Origin of the sequence: Serratia surfactantfaciens (assembly GCF_001642805.2) — a bacterium.
GTDB classification, from domain to species: domain Bacteria; phylum Pseudomonadota; class Gammaproteobacteria; order Enterobacterales; family Enterobacteriaceae; genus Serratia; species Serratia surfactantfaciens.
Window position 1 is genome coordinate 1,868,019 of the sequence record NZ_CP016948.1, and the last position, 24,127, is coordinate 1,892,145.

Here is a 24,127-nt window from a genome sequence, read left to right on the forward strand (position 1 = left end):
AGAACCCGACCGTGACATTGTCACTCATCAACCTGCGCCAGCCACACCGTTCTCCCCCCGCAGGCGGGATCTTCCACGATATGGTCGACCACGCGGAAGCCGTTCTCCTGCAATAAGCGCCTATACTCTTCCGGCGCCAGGCTGGCGTGAAACAACGGCTGGCCTTCGAAGCTGCCGATCGCCACGCCGTCTGCAGGGCCGCTGGTGAACATCAGTGCGGCATGCGGATTGGCATGCCGTCTGAACAGCGGAAACATGCGGCGCTGATCGTCGCGCGCCAGATGAAAGAAACTGTCCCAGGCCAGCAGGCCGTCGAACCTGACCGCCAAATCCAGCTGGCGCATATCCGTCTGCCGCCATTCTTGCTGCGGAAAACGTTGCCGGCAGCGCGCAATCATCGCCTGGGAGCTGTCGATGCCGGTCACCCGATACCCTTGATCGATAAAATAGGCGGCGATCGGCGTACCATTGCCGCAGCCGAGATCCAGCAGCCGCGCATTGGCCGGAGCCAGCTGCAAAAAGCGGTCGAGCCACGGCCGTTCAAACAGCGTGGTGGACCTGAGGCGTTCCCAGGCGGCAGCATGTTCGTCATAAAGCGGGATAATGGTGCTCGCCAGTTTTTCCGTCATTAATATTTTCCCCGTCACGTTATTGGCGCAAAAAAATAGCCGCTGGTCAGAATTAAAGCGCTCATTCGATAATATATTCATCAACAGACCGTTGACCAGAAATAAAAGGTTTTAACATTTCGACATAAACCAGTACAATTCCCTACCCTGTGTTAACCCTTTTTTTAGGTTGATTGTGTCGTTAATTCAGCCCACTGCATCGCGAAATCGGGCCGCTGCCTGGTTAGGGATGTTTGCCATTCTGATGCTGTTCATTGCGCCGGTGGTCTCGCGATCCCTGGAGCATGTGCGCGCCGGAAGTGCTGGAACGACCGTCATGGCGGACTGCGGCATGGAGATGCCGATGCATCACGGGATGCACTCGCCGCCGCCTGAACCTGAAAAAGCCGCGCCGCCGCAGATGCAGCACGGCGGCGGCCACCACAACATGGCGATGATGATGGACGACAGCGCCTGCGGTTACTGCGTGCTGTTGCTGCACGCGCCGCTGCTGGACGTGAGCCACGCCCCGCTGTTCTGGTCCCAATCGCTGGCCTCGCGGCCGCCGCCGATCCACTATCTCGTTCCCCTGTTTGCCCACGTTGTTCACACCGAATTACAGCCGCGCGCGCCCCCCGTCTCTTTCCTCAGATTTTAAAATAAGCCTATTGCCGTTCTCCGTATTAGCCGTTGATCGCTTCAACGCGGCGGAATTAATTCGCCCAATGGTTATGCATCGAGACGACATTATTAGCCCGGTTATTTCCATGTTGATGGAATTAACCCCCGTATTTCCCGATGGCGATTTTCGCCAGGCCGCCCCACGCCTGAATAATCCCTCGGCCAAGCACGGAAAAGAGTTAGCTTAAGGAAAGATGATGTTTAAACCGACGTATAAAAAGAATGCCGTTACCCGCGCTATCACTACCGCCATGCCGCTGTTTCTGCTGGCCGGCCACGCGGCGCAGGCGCACCAACACCCTGCCGAGGTCCAGACTAATGATGCCGATGTGATCACCGTCAGCGCGCCGCTCTACTCACCGCTGACCATCGTCACCTCGCCGAAAACACCGCGCCAGCCGGTGCCGGCCAGCGACGGCTCGGATTACCTGAAAACCATCCCCGGCTTTTCGCAGATCCGCAACGGTGGGACCAACGGCGATCCGGTGTTCCGCGGCATGTTCGGTTCGCGGCTGAAGATCCTCACCGACGGTTCGGAAATGTTGGGCGCCTGCCCGTCGCGGATGGATGCGCCCACCTCTTATATCTCGCCGGAAAGTTTCGATCTGTTGACCATCACCAAAGGGCCGCAGACGGTGCTGTGGGGGCCGGGATCGTCGGCAGGCACGGTGCGTTTCGAGCGTGAACGCCCGCGCTTCGACAAGCCGGGCATCAAGGGCAACGCCAGCGTGCTGACCGGTTCCAACGGCCGCTGGGATGAGAATATCGACGCCAGCCTCGGCGCCGAACAAGGTTATCTGCGGGTGATGGCCAACAAATCCCGTTCCAACGACTATCAGGACGGCACCAATACGCGCGTGCCGTCGCGCTGGGACAAGTGGAACGGCGATCTGGCGCTCGGCTGGACGCCGGACAACGATACGCTGCTGGAAGTGACCATGGGCCGCGGCAACGGCGAAGCGCGCTATGCCGGCCGCAGCATGGACGGTTCGCAGTTCAAGCGCGAAAGCCTGGGCATGCGGGTGGAAAAATCCAACATCGGCGAGGTGCTGGATAAGCTTGAAGCGCAGGTCTACTACAACTACGCCAACCACGTGATGGACAACGTGACTCTGCGCTCGCCGGGCAGCGGCGGCATGGGCGGCCACGGGGGGCATGGCGGCATGAGCATGGGCGGCCACGGCGGGCATATGATGTCTTCCGGCATGACGATGCAGCTCGATCGCCGCACCGTCGGCGGCCGCGTGATGGGTACCTGGCAGTGGCAGGACGTGAAGCTTGAAAGCGGTATGGACACCCAGACCAACACCCATCGCAGCATGAGCCGCGGCAGCTGGGAAAAAGACGCCCAGTTCAACAGCTACGGCGCCTTCAGCGAACTGACCTGGTCCACCAGCGAGCAGGATAAGCTGATCGGCGGCGCGCGCCTCGACCGCACCCTGGTGGAGAACTTCCGCAATGGCAACGATGTGGAGCGTTCAGATACGCTGCCGAGCGGCTTTATGCGCCTGGAGCATACGCTGGCCGATCTGCCACTGATGCTGTACGCCGGCGTCGGTTATACCGAACGTTTCCCGGATTACTGGGAGCTGTTCTCGCCGAAGCTGGGTCCCAACGGCAGCAAAGATCCGTTCGCCAGCGTCAAGAGCGAGAAAACCACGCAACTCGATATCGGCGCGCAGTACAACGGCAAGCGCTTCAACGGTTGGGTCTCCGCTTACCTGGGCCGGGTCGATGATTTCATCCTGTTCAAATACGATCCGCACAACGCGCGCCTCAGCCAGGCCGATAACGTCAACGCCAACATTATGGGCGGCGAAATGGGCATGGGCTACCAGCTTAGCGAACACTGGAAAACCGACGCCAGCCTGGCCTACTCCTGGGGTAAAAACACCAGCGACGGCCGCCCGCTGCCGCAGATCCCGCCGCTGGAAGCGCGCCTGGGCCTGACCTACGAGTACGGCGACTGGAGCGGCACCGGCCTGTGGCGTCTGGTCAGCAGCCAGCACCGCGTGGCGATCAACGAAGGCAACGTGGTGGGCAAAGACTTTGCCGATAGCGCCGGCTTCGGCGTGCTGTCCGCCAACGCCGCCTACAAGCTGAATAAGAACGTCAAGCTGAGCGCCGGTCTGGATAACATCCTGAACAAGACCTACAGCGAGCACCTCAACCTGGCGGGCAACAGCGCCTTCGGCTATTCGGCCAACAGCGCGGTGAATGAACCGGGCCGCACCCTGTGGGCCAAGGTTAACGTCACCTTCTAAGCCGTTCACCGGGCGATGGGCAACCGTCGCCCGGTCAAGCGATATGCGATCCGGTTCTTAGGATATGAGTTTTAAGTTTTTCCCATCCGGTTTAGCGGCGATTACTATCACGCTTAGCCTAATCACCGATCCGGAGGGAATATGCAAAAGCTCACTCGTTTTCTGGCCCTGCTCGGCGAGCTGATGATTGAAAAAGCCGAAGATGTCGCGCCACAGGCTGCCCAGCCTGACGATCGCGACGACGCGCTGCCACCACGCCTCGAGCGCGGCGTTCCGTTGGCCGACCGCTTCCTGTTCATGTAATTTCCCGCGCTGTTTTTTGTCCCGCACGTTCCGGTATTTCATTGCCGGACGCCTGCGTCTATCTTCTTTCGATGGTTCCAGCAGATTCATTACGCCTGAAACCCCTGTGGAGGAGAGAGCAACGCAATGAAGATCAGAACGATAACCCCGCAAGACGCTGAAGCGCTGACGCAGTTATTGAATGAGGTGATCAGCGCCGGTGGCACGACCGCGATAGAAACGCCCCTCACCCCAGCCGAATTCAGCGAATGGTTCATCAGCGGCATCAATGCGCTGAGTTGCCAGGTCGCGGAGGTGGATGGACTGTTGGTGGGCTTCCAGTCGCTGAGCGTTGACGATGCCCTGCCGTCCGATACCGCAGATATTGCCACCTTCTCTCGCCTGTCGCCGAAGGTGCGTGGCGTCGGCAGCGCGCTGTTTCCCGCAACGTTAGCGGCGGCGAAGTCGCACGGTTTCAAGCACATCAACGCCACCATTCGGGCGGATAACGTCGGCGGCCTCGCCTATTATCAAAAAATGGGCTTTCGCGATTACGATCGTTTGCTGCAGGTGCCGCTCAGCGATGGCACGCCGGTCGACAGAATTAAAAAGCGCTTTTCCGTTTAATCTGTCAAGCCGCTCACACGGAACGCAGGATATGATCCCGCAGCCACCGGTGAGCGGGATCTCTATGCGATCGTTCGTGCCACAGCATGGTCATTTCAAAGCCCGGCACCGCCAGCGGCGGCGTGATCTGCTGCAATAGAGGCTGGTTGCGCACCAGCCGCTCCGGCAACATCGCCACCAAATCGGATTGCGTCAGTACGGAGATAACGAACAGAAAATGCGGCACCGAAAGCACCACGCGCCGGCTCAGCCCCACGTCTGCCAGCGCCCGATCGGTCATGCCGTAGAAGCCGCCGCCGTCTGGCGAGACCATCACCTGCTCCAGTTCGCAAAATTGCGCCAGCGTCAGGTTTTCATGCAGCTTGGGGTGGCCGACTCTGCCCACCAGCACATAGCGTTCACTGAACAGCGTGCGCTGACGCAGACCGGGCGGCGCGCCTTCGCGGGTGTGAAACGCCAGATCGATCTCTCCCTGTTCCGCCAGTTTGGCGAGACGTGCCGGCGCGATTTCCAGCACCGCCAGTCGGGTGCCGGGCGCCGCGGTTCGCAAACCCTGTAGCGCCGGCAGCACGATGGTGGATTCGCCATAGTCGAAGGCGGCAACGCGCCAGGTATCGGTCGCCACGGCAGGATCGAAAGGCGTGGCCGGCGTTACCGCCAACTCGAGCGCCGCCAATGCCTGGCGTAACGGTTCCCGCAGCTGCTCCGCTCTGGCGGTCGGACGCATGCCGCGCGGGCCAGGCAGCAGCAGCGGATCGTCAAAGATCGCCCGCAGTTTGGCGAGATGCACGCTGACCGCCGGTTGGGAGAAATTGAGCCGCTGCGCCGCGCGCGTCACGTTGTGCTCCGCCAGCAACGCGTCGAGCGTCACCAGCAGGTTGAGATCCAGTCGCCTTAAATTATTCATAGTTATACCTGGGATAACGGTAATTCATTTCTAATATACCTACTAACGCCCTAACCTGCAGCTCTCACACCAAGGAGAGCTGTTATGAATGTGTTGATTGTTTACGCCCACCCGGAGCCGCAGTCGCTGACTGGCTCACTGAAAAACTTCGCCGTTGAACGCCTGACGCAGGCCGGCCATCAGGTGCAGGTTTCCGATCTGTACGCCATGCGCTGGAAAGCGGCGATCGACGCCGAGGACAGCCAGGAAGGTGCTTCAGGGCCCCGTTTCGATCCTTCGCTGGATTCGAAGCGTGCGTACGCCAGCGGCGTGCAGAGCGCCGACATCGAACGGGAGCAACAAAAGCTGCGCTGGGCGGACGCGGTGCTGCTGCAGTTTCCGCTGTGGTGGTTCTCGATGCCGGCGATCCTGAAAGGTTGGGTCGATCGCGTCTATGCCTATGGTTTTGCCTACGGCGTTGGTGAGCATTCCGATACGCATTGGGGCGACCGTTACGGCGAAGGGATGTTGGCGGGCAAACGAGCCATGCTGATCGTCAGCGCCGGCGGGTGGGAATCCCATTACGCCCCGCGCGGCATCAACGGGCCGATCGACGATATCCTGTTTCCGATCCAGCACGGCATGCTGCATTACCCGGGCTTCGAGGTGTTGCCGCCGTTCGTCACCTACCGCGCCGGAAAGACCGACGAGACGCGCTTCGCCGATCTGTGCGAGCGGCTCGGGCAGCGGCTGGATAATCTGTGGAACGCCGATCCAATCCCATTTCGGCGACAGAATGCCGGGGACTATCTGATCCCGCAGCTGACGTTAAAGGACCCCCTTGCACCGGGGCAACGCGGCTTTAGCATTCACCTGAAATAGCGCGAGCCGCGCCATTATCGCGGCGCTGACGCGGCACCGCCCCCAAGCAGGAGTTTGGCGCCCAATCCCATCATCACCACGCCCGTAAATCTCTGCTGCCACACCAACCAACGGGGATTACGGGCGAGCCATTGCCCCACGGTGCCGGCGGCCATGGCGACAGAGCCCAGCGAAAGGATCCCGGCCAGTTTCTGAATGGAGCCCAAAACGAGCAATTGCACCCAAACCGGCCCGATTTCAGGGTTAACAAACTGCGGCAGGAAAGCAAACATGAACAGCAGCGATTTAGGGTTGGTCAGGCTGTTAATCGCCCCTTCTTTCACCGCCTGCCGCCCGGTCATCGTCCGGGGTTTCAATACCGCATCGACAGGCTGACGGCTTACCTTCAGCATTTTTATCCCCAGCCAAACCAAATAGGCCGCTCCCACCCAACGCAACACGTCCAACGCCAGCGGATAAGTATGCAGCAGCGTGGCGAGACCGAGCACCAGCATGGAAACCTGCACCATGCCAGCGACAAAAACCATGCCGAAAACATTGAGCAGCGCGATGCGGCGGCCTTGGCCGATGCCTCTGGCCAGGGTGAGCATCATGTCCGGTCCGGGTGACAGTTCCAGGAGGGTAAGCGCAATCAGAAAAGCAATGAACGTTTCGGCCGAAGGCATGGGGTTATCACCGGCGAGTCAAAGGATCCGCTAATCATAATCCTCCCCGGACATTCGCAACAGCACTATCAGGCGCATCCGGGGAGTATCGTTAATTCAGGGCGGCGAGAAATGCCTGGTAGCCCTGTGCGCTGCTGTCCAGCTCATGCTGCTGAACCTGTTCTGTCGCCCCGTCCGAAGCCGTCTCTTTGCCGTAAAAGGCGAAGAACGAGGCATAGTCGGCCCGCACGTAACCAGCGGTCACTTCAAACGGCCGAAAGATTTCCTCCAGCGAGTAGCGATAGCGCCCTGCGCGCGCATAATCTTCTGCGCGCACGCCCGCCGTGACCGCCAGCGCCAGCTTCTTGTTTTGCATCTTGTAACCGCTGCGGGAACCGTAGGCCCAGCCGTAGGTGAGCACGTCGTCCAGCCATTTTTTCAGCAGCGGCGGGCTGCTGAACCAGTAAATCGGAAACTGCAGCACGATGTTGTCATGCGCTTCAATCAGCTGCTGTTCCCTGGCGACGTCGATCCGCCAGTCCGGATAGGCCTGATGCAGTTCGTGCACGGTATAGCGCGCCGGATAGCGCCGCAGTTCCTCCAGCCAACGCTTGTTCACCACCGAATTCGCCATATCGGGATGTGTCACTACCACTAACGTTTTCATACTGATCTCTCCAGACAGGTGTTTCGACGCATCTTAGGGTATGCTGGCAGAATGTAAAATACGCACACTCACGACACATACTTACCCCGGAGAAAGTATAAAATGACCGCCGAATCCCGCTGCAGCCCAACGGGCATCAGCCTTGAAGACACCGGCTATGGCTACACCCTGTCGGTGATCAACGGCAAATACAAAATGATTATTCTTTATTGGCTGGCGCTGTATAAGCCGGTATTGCGCTTCAACGAACTGCAGCGCTGCATCGGCACCATTTCGTACAAAACGCTGAGTTCGACGTTGAAAGAGCTGGAAAAAGACCGCCTGGTGGTGAGAAAGGAGTATCCGCAGATCCCGCCCAAGGTGGAGTACAGCCTGTCCGAGCGCGGGCGTTCGCTGATCCCGGTGATCGACATGATGTGCCAGTGGGGAGAACGGCACCGGCCGGAACAGCCGGCGCCGTGAGGGGTTAGTTGTCCGCCGCCGCTGAGGTTGCCGCAACGGGCTTATCGTGCTCGACCAACGCGTCCGGCGGCCGGCACTGGCGCAGCGTACGCACGCTGAAGGCCACCAGCACGCCGAGCACAGCGGCGAACGCGCCAAACGACAGCACGCTCATCAACGGGGTGAACACTCTGCCCAGTACGCCGAGCCCTAAGGCGCCGATCGAATCGCCGGTCACGTCCTGGGCGGTGCCGAGGCTGTTGACCCTGCCCAACAGATGATCCGGCGTGTTGCTCTGGATCAGCATGAACTGCAGGAGCGAAGCGATGGCATTGGCGTAGCCGTAACACACCAGCGCCAGCAGCGCCGGCGCCAGGTGGCTGAACAGCCCCAGCGAAGCGATAGCGGTAAACGCGACGATGGCGGCGACCAGAATCAGTACGCCGGGACGAGCGTATCGCCCCACCCAACCGCTGGTCAGCGCGCCCAGCATCGCCCCCAGCGGCACCGCAGAGTACATCAGGCCGATAGAGGACGCGCCGACATGGTAAGCGTCCTGCGCCAGCGCCGGAAACAGCACCCTGACGGCGCCGACGATGCTCATCAGCATCCCCAGCAACACCACCGAACCGACCACCTTATTGCGCCAGACAAACTGGAAACCGCTGGCGAGCGCGCGCAGCGGGTGTTCCGGTTCCTGATGCTGCGGCAACAGCGTCGGCAAGCGCACCAGCGGAACCAGGGTGCCCAGCGTCCCGGCCGCCGCCACGGCGAACGCCAGCCCCACGCCGCCGAACACGATGATAATCCCGCCCAGCGCCGGCGCCAGAATAGCGCCGATGCGCACCGTCACCATGCTCAAGGCCCCCGCCGCCGCCAGGTTCTCGCGCCCGACCAGCAGCGGGATCACCGCCATCAGCGCCGTCATGCCGAGCGCGCCGAAGAATCCATCCCAGGCCGCCAGCAGATAGAGCGCCCACAGCGACGGCGCCGGGGCGAAGGCGTTCAGACTCAGAGCGACAAAGCCCAGCCCGCAGGTGCCGCGTGCAAACAGGATCAGCTTGCGGCGATCGTAGCGATCGGCAAGCACGCCGCCCAGCATCAGGCCGATAAACATGCCCACGCCGTCCAGCGCCACCGCAACCCCCACCTGCAACGTGGAGCCGGTCATGGCCTGGATCTGAATCGGCACCCCCACCGCCAACATGCCGAGGGAAAACACCGACAGCATGCGGGCGCAGAAAATCGCGCGAAAATGCGCATTGCTTCTCAGCAAACTGAAATCAAGAAAAAAAGAAGGTCTGGCCATAATGTCCTGCATTTGATGTTTTAGTACGGGCCGGTACGCACGCGTCCGGCCCGGTTGCGTTATACCAACCCGTAGCGCCGCGTCAGTAACTCATGCAATAGCGGCCCGAGCGTCTCCAGCGAGGCCGGCGACAGGATGTCGGCGTGCTCGCAGCCTTGGTGATGGCAGATCAGACCATCCAGATACGGCGCCCACACGGCGTTGATATCCATCTCTGGCGGCAGCGTCCGGTCGGCGACAAACAGCGTCGCCGTACCGTGGAAACGCCGACTGCGCGCCTGAGACAGAATGCGCACCGCATCGCGGTAGTTGGCGACAATGCTGTCGAACATCGCCGCCTTTTCCGCCATCAGCGCCGGATCGCCATGATCTTCCGCCATAAACTCTGCCTGCTCCTGCGCCACCTCTTTCTGCGCCTCCTCTTCGCTGGGGCCGGTCCAATCCTGACCTTCCGGCGGATAGGTATCCAGCATGCCGAGGAACGCCACCTCTTCGCCCTGCTGCTGCAGACGCGCGGCCATCGAATGCGCCAGCGTGCCGCCAAGCGAATAGCCCAGCAGGTAATACGGCCCCTGCGGCTGCATGCGGCGCAGAGTGGCGAGATGACGATCGACCATCTGCTCGATATCCTCGCAGGTGGCGATGGCACCATCCGGCCTTGGCGACTGCAGGCCGATAATCGGATAGTTCCCCGGCAGATAACGGCTCAGCCCCGAATACTGCCAGGCGAAACCGGAAGCCGGATGCAGACAGAACAGCGCCGGGCCTTGGCCGGTCCGCAGCTGCAGACACTCGCCGACGCCGCGGCTTTCGGCCGAGTTGGCCGCCTGTGCGTCATCGAGCAGGTGCGCCATCTTCTCCAGGCTGCGGGCGAACATGATCTGCCCGATGCTCAGCGGTCGGGTGACGCGCCGCCGCAGCTCAGCCGCCAGGCGCATCGCCAGCAACGAATGGCCGCCCAGTGCGAAGAAGTCGTCGTCGGCATACACCGTCTCGCGCCCCAGCAGTTCCCCGAACAGCGCCGCCAGCAGGCGCTCGCTGTCGCTGTGCGGCGCGCGGCCGCTCTGCGGGGTCAGCTGCGGCCGCGGCAACGCCTTGCGATCCAGCTTGCCGCTGGCGCTGAGCGGGAAACTGTCGGTCATGACATAGCTGACCGGCATCATATGCGCCGGCAAACGCGCCTCCAGCGCCTGATGCAGCACGCCGGTATCCAGCGTCACGCCCGGTTGGGCGATCAGCCAGGCGACCAACTGCCGCATATCGGCGCCGCCGAGCCCCGTCGCGCCCTCGCCCAGTTCGATGGCGTGTACCGCCGCCTGCGCGACACCCGGCTGTGCCAGCAGCGCCTGCTCGATTTCACCCAGCTCGATGCGCTGGCCGCGGATCTTCAGCTGATCGTCGCTGCGGCCCAAATACTCGACGCTGCCGTCTTCCAGCCAGCGGGCGATATCGCCGGTGCGATACATGCGGGCGCCATTGCCGGCGGGATCGGCGACAAACCGCTGCGCCGTCAGCCCCGGCCGATGCAGATAGCCATCGGCCAGCTGAATGCCGCGCAGGTAGAGATCGCCGGCGCAGCCGACGGGCACCGGCCGCAGCATGGCGTCGAGAATGCTCAGTTGAGTGTTCCAGACCGGTTTGCCGATCGGCACGCCGGCGCCGCTCACCGCCGCCAGGGCCGCACCGGACGCCGGTTGGTAGGTGACATCGACCGCCGCCTCCGTCGGACCGTACAGGTTATGCAGCGGCGCGGCGACTAACGCCTGATAGCGGGAAGCCAGTTCACACGACAGCGCCTCGCCGCTGCAGAACACGCGTTTCAGGCTGGCGGCGGCGCGTTGCGGTGCACGTTCATTCAGCGCCTCCACCCAGATAGCCAACATGGACGGAACGAAATGCAGCGTGGTCACGCCATAGTCGTCGATCAACGTCGTCAGCGCCTGCGGATCGCGGTGCGCCTCCGGCGGCGCCATCACCAGGCGCGCGCCGACCATCAGCGGCCAGAAGAACTCCCAGACGGAAACATCAAAGCTGCACGGCGTTTTCTGCAATACCACATCCTGCGCATCGAGCGAATACTCATGCTGCATCCAAAACAGACGGTTGACGATCGCCCGGTGGTTCACCACCACGCCTTTCGGCCGCCCGGTAGAGCCGGAGGTATACAGCACGTAAGCGGGATAATCGCCGTTCCCCGCCGGTGGGCGCGGCGCCGGTTCGCGGCCGCTGTCGTCCAGCGCATCGAACAGCAACGTCGGCGCCAGTGCGGCAAAGCGGGCGTCCAACGCGCTTTCGGTGATAATCAGCCGCGGTTTGGCGTCTTCCACCATGTAGGCCAGCCGCTCGTCCGGGTAGCCGGTATCCAGCGGCAGCCAGGCGGCGCCGGTCTGCACAATCGCCGTCAGCGCCAGGCTGAGGCGCACCGATCGCGGCAACGCCACCGCGACGATATCGCCCGGCTGAATGCCGGCCGCCGTCAACCGTTCGGCCAACAGTGCGGCCTGGCGCTGCATGTCACGGTAGCTGAGGCTGTGCCCGGCATCCTGCAGCGCGATGCGTTCCGGCGTGCGCCGCGCCTGATCGGCGATCGCCCGATGCAAGGTGGTGTCCGCCACCGCCTGACCGGTGCGGTTGACCGCGGCAATCAGCGCCTGTTCCTGCGGCGTTTGCAGTTGCCAACGCGGCAGCGGCAGATCCGGCTGCGCTATCCACTGTTGCAGCAGCGCCATCAGCCGCGCGGCGAAGCGTTCAGGCTGCGGCACCGAAGAGCGGCATTCCAGCAGCAGGCGCAAACGCTCGCCCGGCAGTACCAGCAGCGTCAGCGGATAGTGGGTGTAGCCTTTGTTGCGGATGGCGTCGCAGCGCAGCGCACCTGCGCCGCCCAGCAGTTCGTCGTTGTCCGGGTAGTTTTCCACCACCAACAGCGTATCGAACAGCGTACCCGCCCCGGCCAGGTGCTGGATCTCCCCCAGCCCCAAATCGTCGTGCTCCAGCAGTTCAATCTGCCGGTGTTGCAGCTCGATCAGTTGTTCCGTCAACGAACGATCGTGCTGCAGACACACCCGCACCGGCAGCGTATTGCTGAACAGACCGACGTGCTCTTCCACTCCATCGATCTGGCCAAAGCGGCCGGAAACCGGCGAGCCGAACACCACGTCCTGATGGCCGCAAGCGCTGGCCAGCTGCAACGCCCAGATGCCCTGCATCAGGGTATTGAGCGTCAACCCGCGTTCGCGGCAGAGGGTCAGCAAACGCCTTTCCTCCGCCGGCGGCAGCGTCATTTCCAGCTCGTGCACGCGATCGTCCTGCGCTTCACCGAACAACAATGTCGGCCGCACATCATGCAGCGTTTCGCGCCAGATGCGGCGCGAGGCGTCGGCATCCCGTGCGGTAAGGCGGCGAACGATATCGGCATAGTTCGAGCGCAGCGGCGGCAGCGCCGATTCCCCCTCGCGCAATGCGAGCATCAGATCGTTGAGCACCACCGGCGTCGACCAGCCGTCGACGATCAGGTGATGCGCATTAAGGAACAGCGTGTAGCGTTCACTGTCGCCGTGTTTGACCAGCCGCGCGTGCAGCATTGCGCCCGGCTGATTAAACAGATCGCGCCGCAGTTCTTCCTGCTCCAGTTCATGCAGCGCCTGCGCCTCTTGTTCGTCGGACAGCGGCGGCAGTGCGTGACTGTATAGCGGCCAATGGGTTGCCCGTTGACTGAGCTGTGGAATCAGCTGCAACGGCTCGCCCTCGCGGTTGAATCGGGCGGCCAGCTGCGGATGGCGGCGAATCACCGCATCCAGCGCCTGCTGAAGGTGATGAGCGTCCAGTTCGCCGCTGAGGCTCAGGCGCGTCAGCGAGTTATAGCTGCCGCCCTGCTGCGCCGTCTGCGCATGGAACAGCAGGCCGTGTTGCAACGGCAACAGCGGCAGCGCGGCGGTCAACGGTCCATATTCGCGCTCCCAGGCGCGCAGCGCCTCGTCGTCGACGTTCGGCTGTGCGATCTCGGCCGCCACCAACGTCGCCGCAGCCCGTTCGGGATGGCGCTCGGCAAATTCGCACAGTGCGCGCACCGCTTGCTCGATGCCGTTATGCAATTCCGCAATGTCGCTCTCGCTGAAAATCCCCTCCAGCCAGCTCCAGTTGATCGCCAGGCAGGCGCCGTCGCGTCGCTCTTCGACAAAGATATTCACTTCCAGGCCATGCGACAGCACCTGCTGCGCATCCTGCGCCACGGCGAAGGCGTCGCGGAAGCGAGTCTGGCTGCGTTGCGGCGTCCAGTGCCCTTCATCCTGGCTGAAGCGCCCGAGGTAGTTGAACAGAATCTCCGGCGCGTTGCGCTGCGCCAGCGCCGCCAGTTCGTCACGCTGCGGATGCAGATAGCGCAGCTGGCCGTAACCGACGCCGCGATCGGCCACCGCTCGCGTCACCCGCTTTACCGCACGCACGGCCTCGTGGTGCTCGGCGTCATGCAGCTCGATGCACAGCGGATACTCCGCTGTCAGCCAGCCGACGGTGCGCGCCAGATCGAGGCCGTCGTCCAGTTCGGCGCGGCCGTGCGACTCCAAAGAGAAGCGCAGCGAAGCGGCCTGAAAACGACGACGGCAGGCCAGCGCCAGCGCGCACAGCATGATCTCTTCGACCTGAGCGCGGTACCCCTGCGGCAATGCGCCGAGCAGCGCGGCGGTCAACCGGCTGTCGAGCAGCGTGCGTTTTTCCGACACGTCGCCGGTGCGATCGGTCTGCGGATCCAGCGCGCGGCGCCCCAAACGCGGTGTGCCGTCCGCCAGCATCCGTCGCCAGAACGGCAGCTCGGTTTCCCGGCGTTCAGCGTCGGACCGTAAACGCGTGGACCATTCATAGAGCGAAGTCTCTTCCGGCGGCAGCATAATCGGCTGCCCCTGCATGACGCCGTCGGCCACCTGCCTCAGCTCGTCGAGCAGGATGCGCCAGGAAACGCCGTCGACCACCAGGTGGTGAATCGCCAGCACCAGCCCGAGGCTCTCGCCATTCCGTTGCAACAACCTCGCCTGCATCATGGCGCCGGCCGCCGGATCGAGATGGTCAAGCGCGGCATCAAACGCCTGCTCCGCCGCTAGCTCCAGCTCACCGGATACGGTATCAACCTGCATCAGCTCACCGGCGGCGGCGGTTTCAACCACCAACTGGCCATCGCGGATCCGCGCGCCCAGCGCCGGGTGCGCCGCGCGCAGCTGTTCCAACGCATAGCGCAGCTGTTCCGGTTGCAGCTCGGCAGGCACGTGCAGGAAAACGCCGTGCGCGAAGCGACGATGGAGCTCGCCCGTCTCGGCAAACCAGTGCAGGATCGGCAGCCCGTCGATCGGGCCTTGCTGCACGCTGCGAGGGGCCTGAGAGTCAGCGGCCAGCGGCTGCAGCGCCTGCGCCATGCGTGCCGGGGTGTGCAGCGCGAAGATTTCGCGCGGGCGCAGCAGATAGCCTTTGCGCCGCAGGGCGGTGCCGAGCCCCATCGCCGAAATGCTGTCACCGCCGAGCGCGAAGAAATCGTCGTCGGCGCCGACGCGATCCATGCCCAGCAGCTGCGCCATGGCGTGGCAAATCAGCCTTTCCTGCTCGGTGGCCGGCTCGCGGATGCTTTGCGTCAGCGTCTCCTGCGGTTTGGGCAGCGCCTGACGGTCAATCTTGCCGTTGACGTTGAGCGGCAGCTCCGGCATCACCACCAGGATCGCCGGCACCATATAATCCGGCAGCCGTTGCGCCAACTGCCCCAGCAGTTCGCTTTGCAGCGCCGGCGAGGCGCGGCGGGCGTCATCCTGCACCGAACAGTAGCCGATCAGGCGATAGGTGGCGCCGATCGGCTCGGCGATCACCACCGCCCGCCCCACGTCCGGCAAGGCGGCCAGCGCGCTTTCCACCTCACCCAGCTCGACGCGGAAACCGCGCACCTTGATTTGGTGATCGGTACGGCCAATGAACACCAGCTGCCCCTCCGCGCTCCAGCGCATCAGATCGCCGCTGCGGTACATCACCTCGCCGTCGACGAACGGGTTGGCGACAAAGCGCGCCGCCGTCAGATCCGGGCGCCGCAGGTAACCGCGCGCGATGCCCTTGCCGGAAATGTACAGCTCGCCCGCCGCGCCGATCGGCACCGGCTGCAGGCGGCTGTCGAGCAGCCAGACGGAGGTATTGGCGAGGGGGCGACCGATCACCGGCTGATCGGCGGCCGTGACCGGCGCGCCGAGGGTATCGACGGTGTATTCGGACGGGCCGTAATAGTTGTGGATCTCCACCTCCGGATGCTGTTGCATCAGGTTCCACAGCGTCGGCGTCGCCGCCTCACCGCCGATCATCACGAACGACGGCAGCGGGAACTGTCCCTTCAGCAGACCGCAGTCCACCAACTGCGAGAAGAACGACGGCGTGATGTCCAGCAGATCGATCGGCGTCTTTTGGGTTTGTTCGAGCAGCGCCCAGGGATCGCGGCGCAGCTCCTCATCGAAGATGACCAGTTCGCTGCCCATCATCATGCAGAACAGCGGTTCCCAGGAGGAGTCGAAAGAGAACGAGGCGGTATGGCCGGCGCGCAGACGCCGCGCGTGGCGGATCTCGAATTTTTCAATCGCCGGGCCAAACAGCGAGGCCTGATGCGACAAGAACAGGTTCAGCAGCCCGCGGTGGGTGGACATCACGCCCTTGGGTTTGCCGGTCGAACCGGAGGTGTAAATCATGTAGGCGAGATGCGCTTCATTCAGCGGCGCACGCCGCTCTTCGTCCGTTATCGGCGTGGCTTCGGCGGCCGCGCAGCGCGCCAGGCATGATGCGTCGTCCAGGCACAGCACCTGCGGCAGATCCGGCATGTTTACCTGCGTGGCGCGGTGGGTCAGCAACATCACCGGCCGCGCGTCGTCGCACATCAGCGTCAGGCGTTCACGCGGATAGTCCAGATCGAGCGGCATATAGGCCGCGCCGCTGGCCAGCACGCCGAACAGCGCAACCAGCGTGTCCACCGAACGCGGAATGCCGATGGCCACCACGTCTTCGGCGCCGATGCCGCTTTCGAGCAGCACACGCCCCAGTTGCATCACCCGTTCGCAGAGCTGACGGTAGCTGAGTCGCACATCGCCGCAGACCACCGCCAACGCCTCGGGCTGCCGCTCAACCTGACGCTGGAAAGCGTCCATGATTGAGATCATGCCCGCCGGCGGCGTCAGTTCAGCGCCGCGCCCCCAGGCCGCGAGTTGACGCCGTTCCCCTTCGCTGATTAACGCCAGCTGTCCGATCGGTTGCTGCGGTTGCCGCGCCAGCTGCTGCAGCCAATGGCCGATGCGCTCTGCGTGACAGTGTAATGTACGCGGCGAGTATTTGGCCGGGTTGGCCACCAACGACAGCGTCAGCACGCCGTTGCGAAAACCGATCTCAAACTCCAGATCATCGACCGGCCCCATCGCCAGCGTATGGGTAACGGCCGCCTGACCGTCGAAGGACAAGGCGCTGTGGTAAACCTTGACGTTAATCACCGGGCCGTACAGCTCTTGATGGCCGCCGACCAGGCCGAGGTCGCGTTTGATCTGCTCCGCTTCATAGCGTTGATGGCGGCGCGCCTGTTTGATTTCCGTTGCGGTCGCCTGGCAGACCTCCGCCAGCGACATCTCCGGCGTCACGTTCAGCAGCAGCGGCAGCACGTTAACCACTGGGCCGGCCGCCGCCAGCGCTTGTGAACCCATGCGGCGCATGAAAGGAAAACCGACTGAAAAGCGGGTTTCACCGCTCATGCGCGCCAGGTATATCGCCAATGCGGCCGTGACGATATCGGCCGGTTGCAGCGACTGCAGCGCGTCGATGCGCAATGCGGCGTCAAACAGCGACTCAGGCAGCACCAACGCCTGTTTAAGCGGCCGGGTGCCCGGTTCAACCTCGCGGCTTTCCGTCGATAATGACAGCGGCGACGGCAGATCGCGCAGATGCTGTCGCCAGAATTCGGCCGCCCGCTGGCGCGCCGGCGAGGTTTGCCATTGCTGAAACTCTTCCACCACCTGGCCGAACGGCGTAAATGGCGAGGCCGCCGGCGACAGCCCGTGGCGCAGCGCGCGATAGATGTCGGCGATCCGGCGCGTGATGGCCTCGAAGCTGAAACCGTCCAGGGTCAGGTGATGAAAACGCTGGTACCAGAACCAGCGATCGGCGCTGATACGGATCAGCGCATGGCGATAGAGCGGTCGCTCGCCGTCCGCGGGCAATTCCTGAGCCAGATCGTCGTGCATCAGCGACAGCGCCGCCTGTTCGGCGTCCGGCCGCGCGCTGAAATCGAACCACTCCGGCGCCTGCACGCGCGCGGGATCCGCACTGAGCGGTAAGCGTTGTGCCGGCTGGCCGTCCTGCGCCTCAAAGAACCGCGCCTGAACCGTATCCGCTTCCGCCAGCCCCTGACGGATCGCGCGTTCCAGCGCCGGACGATCGATATCGCCATGCAGTTCGGTGTAATGCGCCACGGCGAAGCTGTTGCGACGCAGCGCGATTTGATCGGCGATCCAGATCCCCGGTTGTGCCGCAACCAGCGGATAATCCCGGTACTCGACCTGAGTATCCGGCAATGAAAGCGTTTCTGACATGGTGTCTGTCCTTTTCCTCAAACGGAATGTAGCGATGTGGTTGCTGCGCGATTAACGCTGCGCATCCGTCGCTTTCAACGACGCCGGCCGCATGTCCTGCCAGTGCGTTTCGATGTAGTCGATGCATTCACCGCGCGCCGCCGGCCCCATCAGCACGCGCCACCCCGGCGGCGTATCGGCAAACTGCGGCCACAGCGAATACTGCTGCTGCGCATTGATCAATACGGAGAAACGGAGACTTTCGTCATCGAACGGGTTTTGTTGTTCCTGAGTCATTTGCCTTACCTGTCTGTCAACATGTGTGGGTTATTTCATCGCGCAAAGCAGTTGGCGCACGCCGTCCACCAGGCCGCCGCGCCAGCACAGCGCATCGTGGCCGCCGGAAAACACGCGATAATCGGCGCGGTGCCCCGCCGCCGTCAGCGCCTCGTGCATCTGGCGATTGACGAATTCGATGTCCGCCTCGCGATCGCCGGCTTGCTGGATCACGGTGAGCGTGGGCGCCGCCGCGCGGCGTTGCCGAACCTGGCGTATCAGCCAGCCTTCCTCCAGCTGGTGGCGCTTTTCGAACTGGGTAACGAACTGCACCGTGGGCCACCAGAAAGAGCCGGACTGGCTCAGCACGTGGCCGAAGCGTTCTGGCCAGTGCAGGCCGGCGTACAGCGCTGCCAGCCCGCCGTAGCTCTGGCCGGCGACCACCGTGCGCGCGCCCGCCTCGCTGAAGGGTTCGCGCCGCTGCGCCTGCGGCAACAGTTCGTCGATCACCGCCTGCCAGAAAGCGGCGTTGCAAGGCAGCTCGTTTTCCCGGTGTTCGCCATCGATCGCATCGATCAGCAGCCAACATGCCGGCGGCAGCTGCCCTTTTGCGGTCTCGCTCTCGATCACCGGCAACAGCGCGTGCCTCTCGATCCAGTTTTGGCCATCGAGCAGCAGCACCAGTGGACGCTCCGCTTTCACCTCGGCGTCGCCGCTGGCATACAGCCAGACGCGCCGTTGGGTGCCCAGCCGTTCGCTGCGCCACTGCAAAAGCTGCAGCCGCGTCTGTTCCAGCGGCCGATCGGCGGCCTGCCAGGCGCTTTGGTCGTCGGCATCCGGCCCCTGGGCCAGGGAAACCGGGCGCGGGCGATGCGAAGGCCCCAGCGAGAGGCGATTCAGCGGATCGGCGATCGCCAGCGGGAACAAAGAGACCCACCAGGCGCGCTGCTGGCGATCGCGCAGCGTTTCTTCGTCGCTGAATACCGGGGGAAGCTCCCGGTCGGTGATGGGGATCAGGCTGTAGCCGCCGCGCCAGCGGCGATCGATAACGGCCGCGCCGTACCAAACGTCGGTGCCGGGGAGCCGGGTCAGGCTGCTGGGAGACGTGCTGTGGTGATCGGTAATGCCGTTGATATCGGCATAGACGCGACGTATCGGCGAGCGCTGCTCATCGCCGGCAGGGTCGCGCCATAGCCAGGTCATTTTGACGTGGCTGTCGTCGTGCGGCTCAACGATGGGCGTGCCGTGAGCGGCAACCTTCTGCCACCACTCGGGTTGCCCCACCGCCTCTTCACGCAGCCATTGCGTCGCCAATCCCTCATGACCGTTGTCTGGCCTCTTTTCCGGCAAAAACTCCATAGCGCCCCTTACATAACATGAGTGATTTTTACAAAACCTGACAATCGTATTGATACTCATTATCATTTTCAATACTATTTGTCGGATTTTTACCGTCGTGCAAACACGACGCTTCCGCGTTGATGAGGCAAAGCACGCTCGTCGGCATTTCGGGGTTTATCAGGGTGGCATGACACACAAAAGCAGGTATTCAGGAGAGATAATGAAGATTAAAAACAAAGGGATGGACAACAAAAATGCCGAGGCGATGTCCGCCAGGCGTTTGTTGCTGGGATCGGCGCTGGCTTTACTGCCCTTCGCGCAAAGCGCGTCGGCCGCGGCGGACGAGACGATTTTGGTGACCGCCGACGCGCAAAACAGCGTGACCGCGCCGGTCAAAGGGATCGTCGCCAAAGAGAGCGCCGCCGGCACCAAAACCGCCGTCCCGCTGCGCAAGACGCCGCAGTCCATCTCCGTGGTCACGCGCGAACAAATGAACGACCAGGAACCGGCGTCGGTCGCCGACGCGCTGAACTACACCAGCGGGGTAATCACCACCTACCGCGGCAACTCCAACCGCAATGACGAAGTGATCAGCCGTGGCTTCCGCTATGCGCCCAAGCTGCTCGACGGCCTGCACTTTGGCCTCTCGAGCCAAAACGGCGGCGCCGGGCAGATCGATCCCTGGCTGCTGGAGCGCGTGGAGATGGTGCACGGCCCGGCCGGCGTGCTGTACGGTCAGGTCAGCCCCGGCGGCGTGGTAGTGATGACCAGCAAGCGCCCTACCGCCCAGAGCATTCACGAAGTTAAATTCAGCACCGGCAACCGCCATCTGGCAGAGACGGCGTTCGATTTCGGCGGCAAGCTCAACGACGACAACACCCTGTTCTACCGCCTGAACGGCATCGCCAGAACCGAACATGAGTTCGTCAAAGACAGCAAGCAGCAACGGGTGGCCATCGCCCCGGCCTTCACCTGGCTGCCGAACGAAGACACCAGCTTTACGCTGCTGACCAGCTACCAGAACGACCCGAAAGCCGGGTCGCGCAACTTCCTGCCGCGCGCCGGCACGCTGTTCCCGACCAGCGCGGGCTACGTGCCTTACGATTTCAACGTCAGCGAGCCCAGCTTCAACAAGTCGCGGCGCGAGCAGGCGTCGATCGGTTACAGCCTCGAACATAACTTCAACGATGCGCTGTCGTTTACCCAGAACCTGCGCTTCACCCACCGTGATGAAGACTATAAATATCTGGTTTATAACGTAAACTCGAAGGTCAACGACCACACCGTCACCCGCATGGCGCAGCATGAAACGCAGATGACCAACGAGTTTGGCGTGGATAACCAGCTGAAGGGCCTGTTCGATACCGGCGAAGTGAAACACACCGTGCTGGGCGGACTGGATTATCGTTACAGCCATATCGATTCGAAGATGTATCGCGATCGCGGCAACGACTACCCGATCGACTGGGCTAACCCGACGCATAGCAGCATTGACGGCAGCGCGCTGACGCTGGCTTCCAGCGACTTGAAAACGCTGAATCAGGTCGGGGTGTATCTGCAGGACCAGCTGGAGTGGAATGACTGGAACCTGCTGCTGTCCGGCCGCCAGGACTGGTCGCAGGTCAACACCCGCGATCGCACCGTCGGCGGTAAAGAGCAGACCTACAACGATGCGCAATTTACCGGCCGCGCGGGATTGCTTTACGCCTTCGATAACGGCATTTCGCCGTACGTCAGCTATAGCACCTCGTTCGATCCTAACCTGTATCCGAGCGCGCCGGGCGCCGACCCGCTCAAGCCGACCACCGGCAAGCAAACCGAGGTGGGCGTGAAGTACCAGATCCCGGGCGGCAACACGCTGTTGACCCTTTCCTGGTTCGATATTACCCAACGCAACGTGGCGTCCTATAACCGTCTCACCTCCGCCTACGAGCAGATTGGCGAAGTGAAATCCAAGGGGATCGAGGCGGAAGTGCACGCTCAGCCGACGCCGGAGATCAAGCTGACCGCCGCCTATACCTACACCGACGTGGTGACCAAAGACTCCAATTCGGCGGATGAAATCGGCCACAGCCCGGCGGGCATCCCGCGCCATGCGGCATCCGCCTGGGGCAGCTACAGCTTCCTGAGCGGTGCGCTGAACGGCCTGACCGTCGGCAGCGGCGTGCGCTACATCGGCGATGCGCCGGCCGACGCCACCGGCCAGTACGACGTGCCGCACTACACGCTGTACGACGCCATGGTGAAGTATGACCTCGGTCAGGCTTCGTCGGCGCTGCGCGGCGCGGCGCTCCAGCTCAACGTGCAGAACCTGACGGACAAGAAATACGTTTCATCGTGCAGCGGCGAGTACGCCTGCTTCTACGGCAGCGGCCGCAGCATTATCGCTTCGGTCAACTACCGCTGGTAACGACAAGGGGCGGCCATCGCCGCCCCTTTCCCGCTTTCTCGCCGCCTTTACTCCTGCTTCAATTCCCGCAGATGTTTGTACACCGTGGCGCGCCCCATCGACAGCACGTTGGCGATGTAATCCGCCGCGCTTTTAGCCTTGAACGCCCCCTGATGATAGAGATCGCTAACCAGGCGACGCTTCTGCTCGCGGCTCAGCGCGCCGAGCGCAGCGTTCTCACGCCGCAGCCAGTCATGCAGGAAGGTGTTGATCTTCTCCTGCCAGTCGTCTTTGAACAGCTGTTGCGGCTGCGGCTGCAATCGCGTGACCGATAAAAACATATCCAGCGCGTTGCGGGCATCCTCGAACATCGCGGTGCTCAGGTTGATGCACAGCAGATAGCTGGGGTTGCCCTGCTCGTCGCGCGCGGCGATGCTCACCGAACGCATCTTTTTGCCGTCCCAGTTCAGCTTTTCATAGGGGCCGGTCACGCTGACGTCGTCGTCGAGCGTGAAGTCCTCCAGCCCGGCGTCATCGCCCGGCTTGCGTTTCGACAGGTTGTTCGCCAGATAGGCTATCTTGTTGGTGGTCAAATCGTGGATCACCACTTCCACATTCGGGAAAAACAGCGCCGCGATGCCGTCGGCGACCGACCGCAAAAGTTCGAGTTGAGAAGAAGTGTTCGGCACGCTGGGGTGTCTCCGTATAGCCCGGTTTGGTTTGCTGTTCAGCCGCTTAGCATACCGCAGTTGCCGCCGCTTGCCGAGTGGGCCGGCGGCGGCCGCGCCTGCTTCGCCGGTTATTCCGCCTCGGCGCCGTGCTGATAAAACACGTAGCTCTCGCGCGCCAGACTGTCGCGCACCCGATAACGCCAGACCAGGCCAAGCGCGGTAAACCAGAGTGGCATGCTGCACAGCGCGATCAGCGTATCGCGATCGAACACCATCAGCACCAGCGTAAAGGCGAAGAACGCCAGCGTCAGCCAGGCCATCACGACCCCGCCCGGCATTTTGAAGTGGGAAGCGGCATGCAGTTCCGGTCGTTTCTGGCGATACACCAGATAAGCGACCAAAATCATGCCCCAGCTGTAAACCACCAGGATCGCCGCCACGGTGGAGACGATGGTGAACAGCGTCATCACGTTCGGCACCAGCACCAGCAGCAAGGTGCCGGCCACCATGCAGAAGCAGGAAAACAGCAGGCTGCGGATCGGAATGGCGGTGGTGCGCGACAGAATGCGGAACTGGCCGTGGGCGTGTTTTTCCATCGACAGGCTGTACAGCATGCGGGTGCTGGAATAGACCCCGCTGTTGGCCGAGGACATCGCCGAGGTCAGCACCACAAAGTTGATTATCGCAGCGGCGGCCGGCAGCCCCGCCTGATCGAACAGCATCACGAACGGGCTGCTGTCCGGTGAGATATGGCTCCACGAGGTAACGGCGATAATGGTCAGCATCGAGCACACGTAGAAGACGATGATGCGCGCCGGGATGGCGTTGATCGCCTTCGGCAGCACCTTCTCGGGGTTTTTGGTCTCCGCCGACATCGTGCCCAGCAGTTCGATGCCGGTGCAGGAGAAAATGGCGATCTGGAAACCGGCGAAGAAACCGAAGATGCCGTGCGGCATGAAAATGGCGGGATCGGTGACGTTATGCAGCGATGCGGTCACGCCGTCCGGCGAGGTCCAGCCGCTGAACACCATCCAGGCGCCGGTGGCGATCAGCGCGACGATCGCCACCACCTTGATCATGGCGAACCAGAATTCGGCCTCGCCGAACATCTTGACCGACAGCATGTTGAACAGACACAGGAACCCCAGCGTCAACAGCGCCGGCAGCCAGGGCGAAACGTTCGGCAGCCAATATTGCACATAGCCGCCGCACACCACCACGTCGGCGATGCAGGTCACCACCCAGCTCAGCCAGTAGGACCAACCGAGAAAAAAGCTGGCGCGCGGCCCCAGGTATTCCGAGACGAAATCGGCGAACGAGCGGTAATCGAGCCGGGTGAGCAGCAGTTCCCCCATCGCTCTCATCACCATAAACATGAAAAAGCCGACGATGGCGTAAGTCAGCACGATGGAGGTGCCCGACAGCGCGATGGTCTTACCGGAGCCCATAAACAGCCCGGTGCCGATGGCGCCGCCGATCGAAATCAGTTGAATGTGGCGCGCACTTAGTCCGCGCTGCAGGGTTTGGGCACAGTGAGGCCCCTCGGCTGAACCTGGGCTCAGCCGATCGCAGTGGTTTTTTGTCATGGTGTTACCTGT

General features: G+C 62.6%; 17 protein-coding genes. 7 read left to right on the plus strand and 10 right to left on the minus strand.

Annotated elements, in window-relative coordinates:
* Positions 1-20: 20 nt before the first annotated feature.
* The gene (locus ATE40_RS08945) at positions 21-629 is read right to left on the minus strand and encodes a class I SAM-dependent DNA methyltransferase (RefSeq protein ID WP_019455368.1); all 609 of its coding nucleotides are present in this window, start codon (positions 627-629) and stop codon (positions 21-23) included.
* 229 nt (positions 630-858) lie between these two features.
* Here ATE40_RS08945 and ATE40_RS08950 point away from each other — a divergent pair, with 229 nt between their 5' ends.
* The 4 genes from ATE40_RS08950 (at position 859) to ATE40_RS08960 (ending at position 4,462) form a co-directional block, all read left to right on the plus strand.
* Positions 859-1,266, plus strand: coding sequence for a DUF2946 domain-containing protein (locus ATE40_RS08950; protein WP_071532857.1), 408 nt, complete (start codon positions 859-861; stop codon positions 1,264-1,266).
* A 220-nt stretch (positions 1,267-1,486) separates the two neighbouring features.
* Entirely contained in the window at positions 1,487-3,553 is a 2,067-nt protein-coding gene (locus ATE40_RS08955) for a TonB-dependent copper receptor (protein WP_063919478.1), read from the plus strand.
* Positions 3,554-3,694: 141 nt separating this feature from the next.
* The gene (locus ATE40_RS24875; RefSeq protein ID WP_019455371.1) at positions 3,695-3,856 is read left to right on the plus strand and encodes a hypothetical protein; all 162 of its coding nucleotides are present in this window, start codon (positions 3,695-3,697) and stop codon (positions 3,854-3,856) included.
* Between the two features lie 126 nt (positions 3,857-3,982).
* Positions 3,983-4,462, plus strand: a complete 480-nt coding sequence (locus ATE40_RS08960) for a GNAT family N-acetyltransferase (RefSeq protein WP_063919479.1) — start codon at positions 3,983-3,985, stop codon at positions 4,460-4,462.
* Positions 4,463-4,475: 13 nt separating this feature from the next.
* Here the strand turns inward: ATE40_RS08960 and ATE40_RS08965 are convergent, their stop codons facing one another.
* Positions 4,476-5,369: a LysR family transcriptional regulator gene (locus ATE40_RS08965; protein WP_063919480.1), complete on the minus strand. Its 894-nt coding sequence runs from the start codon at positions 5,367-5,369 to the stop codon at positions 4,476-4,478.
* A gap of 84 nt (positions 5,370-5,453) precedes the next feature.
* On the opposite strand from ATE40_RS08965, the gene ATE40_RS08970 reads away from it, so the two are divergent.
* Positions 5,454-6,230: an NAD(P)H-dependent oxidoreductase gene (locus ATE40_RS08970; protein WP_019455374.1), complete on the plus strand. Its 777-nt coding sequence runs from the start codon at positions 5,454-5,456 to the stop codon at positions 6,228-6,230.
* A gap of 14 nt (positions 6,231-6,244) precedes the next feature.
* Here the strand turns inward: ATE40_RS08970 and ATE40_RS08975 are convergent, their stop codons facing one another.
* Entirely contained in the window at positions 6,245-6,895 is a 651-nt protein-coding gene (locus ATE40_RS08975; RefSeq protein ID WP_019455375.1) for a LysE family translocator, read from the minus strand.
* Positions 6,896-6,986: 91 nt separating this feature from the next.
* On the minus strand, positions 6,987-7,541 hold the full coding sequence (locus ATE40_RS08980; RefSeq protein WP_019455376.1) for an NAD(P)H-dependent oxidoreductase: 555 nt from the start codon (positions 7,539-7,541) through the stop codon (positions 6,987-6,989).
* 102 nt (positions 7,542-7,643) lie between these two features.
* On the opposite strand from ATE40_RS08980, the gene ATE40_RS08985 reads away from it, so the two are divergent.
* Positions 7,644-8,003: a winged helix-turn-helix transcriptional regulator gene (locus ATE40_RS08985; RefSeq protein WP_019455377.1), complete on the plus strand. Its 360-nt coding sequence runs from the start codon at positions 7,644-7,646 to the stop codon at positions 8,001-8,003.
* A 4-nt stretch (positions 8,004-8,007) separates the two neighbouring features.
* Here the strand turns inward: ATE40_RS08985 and entS are convergent, their stop codons facing one another.
* Genes entS through fes form a run of 4 tightly spaced genes read right to left on the minus strand, consistent with a single transcriptional unit; the run spans position 8,008 to position 19,487 of the window.
* On the minus strand, positions 8,008-9,291 hold the full coding sequence (entS, locus tag ATE40_RS08990) for an enterobactin transporter EntS (protein WP_063919481.1): 1,284 nt from the start codon (positions 9,289-9,291) through the stop codon (positions 8,008-8,010).
* Positions 9,292-9,350: 59 nt separating this feature from the next.
* Positions 9,351-17,873, minus strand: coding sequence for a non-ribosomal peptide synthetase (locus tag ATE40_RS08995; protein ID WP_063919482.1), 8,523 nt, complete (start codon positions 17,871-17,873; stop codon positions 9,351-9,353).
* Positions 17,874-17,924: 51 nt separating this feature from the next.
* Positions 17,925-18,149, minus strand: coding sequence for an MbtH family protein (locus ATE40_RS09000; RefSeq protein WP_019455380.1), 225 nt, complete (start codon positions 18,147-18,149; stop codon positions 17,925-17,927).
* Positions 18,150-18,179: 30 nt separating this feature from the next.
* The gene (gene fes, locus ATE40_RS09005; RefSeq protein WP_244889077.1) at positions 18,180-19,487 is read right to left on the minus strand and encodes an enterochelin esterase; all 1,308 of its coding nucleotides are present in this window, start codon (positions 19,485-19,487) and stop codon (positions 18,180-18,182) included.
* A 202-nt stretch (positions 19,488-19,689) separates the two neighbouring features.
* On the opposite strand from fes, the gene ATE40_RS09010 reads away from it, so the two are divergent.
* On the plus strand, positions 19,690-21,879 hold the full coding sequence (locus ATE40_RS09010; protein WP_019455382.1) for a TonB-dependent siderophore receptor: 2,190 nt from the start codon (positions 19,690-19,692) through the stop codon (positions 21,877-21,879).
* A gap of 47 nt (positions 21,880-21,926) precedes the next feature.
* Here the strand turns inward: ATE40_RS09010 and ATE40_RS09015 are convergent, their stop codons facing one another.
* Both ATE40_RS09015 and ATE40_RS09020 read right to left on the minus strand, forming a co-directional pair.
* Positions 21,927-22,547 (minus strand): helix-turn-helix transcriptional regulator, encoded by a 621-nt coding sequence (locus ATE40_RS09015; RefSeq protein ID WP_063919484.1) that lies wholly within the window; start codon positions 22,545-22,547, stop codon positions 21,927-21,929.
* A gap of 110 nt (positions 22,548-22,657) precedes the next feature.
* Positions 22,658-24,115, minus strand: a complete 1,458-nt coding sequence (locus ATE40_RS09020; protein WP_019455384.1) for an amino acid permease — start codon at positions 24,113-24,115, stop codon at positions 22,658-22,660.
* Between the last annotated feature and the right edge of the window lie 12 nt (positions 24,116-24,127).

What these genes read in the sequence shown, in the direction of transcription:
- ATE40_RS08945 (WP_019455368.1), bottom strand. Translation starts at nt 629, where the DNA reads ATGACGGAAAAACTGGCGAGCACCATTATCCCGCTTTATGACGAACAT.
- ATE40_RS08950 (WP_071532857.1), top strand. Translation starts at nt 859, where the DNA reads ATGTTTGCCATTCTGATGCTGTTCATTGCGCCGGTGGTCTCGCGATCC.
- ATE40_RS08955 (WP_063919478.1), top strand. Translation starts at nt 1,487, where the DNA reads ATGTTTAAACCGACGTATAAAAAGAATGCCGTTACCCGCGCTATCACT.
- ATE40_RS24875 (WP_019455371.1), top strand. Translation starts at nt 3,695, where the DNA reads ATGCAAAAGCTCACTCGTTTTCTGGCCCTGCTCGGCGAGCTGATGATT.
- ATE40_RS08960 (WP_063919479.1), top strand. Translation starts at nt 3,983, where the DNA reads ATGAAGATCAGAACGATAACCCCGCAAGACGCTGAAGCGCTGACGCAG.
- ATE40_RS08965 (WP_063919480.1), bottom strand. Translation starts at nt 5,369, where the DNA reads ATGAATAATTTAAGGCGACTGGATCTCAACCTGCTGGTGACGCTCGAC.
- ATE40_RS08970 (WP_019455374.1), top strand. Translation starts at nt 5,454, where the DNA reads ATGAATGTGTTGATTGTTTACGCCCACCCGGAGCCGCAGTCGCTGACT.
- ATE40_RS08975 (WP_019455375.1), bottom strand. Translation starts at nt 6,895, where the DNA reads ATGCCTTCGGCCGAAACGTTCATTGCTTTTCTGATTGCGCTTACCCTC.
- ATE40_RS08980 (WP_019455376.1), bottom strand. Translation starts at nt 7,541, where the DNA reads ATGAAAACGTTAGTGGTAGTGACACATCCCGATATGGCGAATTCGGTG.
- ATE40_RS08985 (WP_019455377.1), top strand. Translation starts at nt 7,644, where the DNA reads ATGACCGCCGAATCCCGCTGCAGCCCAACGGGCATCAGCCTTGAAGAC.
- entS (WP_063919481.1), bottom strand. Translation starts at nt 9,291, where the DNA reads ATGGCCAGACCTTCTTTTTTTCTTGATTTCAGTTTGCTGAGAAGCAAT.
- ATE40_RS08995 (WP_063919482.1), bottom strand. Translation starts at nt 17,873, where the DNA reads ATGTCAGAAACGCTTTCATTGCCGGATACTCAGGTCGAGTACCGGGAT.
- ATE40_RS09000 (WP_019455380.1), bottom strand. Translation starts at nt 18,149, where the DNA reads ATGACTCAGGAACAACAAAACCCGTTCGATGACGAAAGTCTCCGTTTC.
- fes (WP_244889077.1), bottom strand. Translation starts at nt 19,487, where the DNA reads ATGGAGTTTTTGCCGGAAAAGAGGCCAGACAACGGTCATGAGGGATTG.
- ATE40_RS09010 (WP_019455382.1), top strand. Translation starts at nt 19,690, where the DNA reads ATGAAGATTAAAAACAAAGGGATGGACAACAAAAATGCCGAGGCGATG.
- ATE40_RS09020 (WP_019455384.1), bottom strand. Translation starts at nt 24,115, where the DNA reads ATGACAAAAAACCACTGCGATCGGCTGAGCCCAGGTTCAGCCGAGGGG.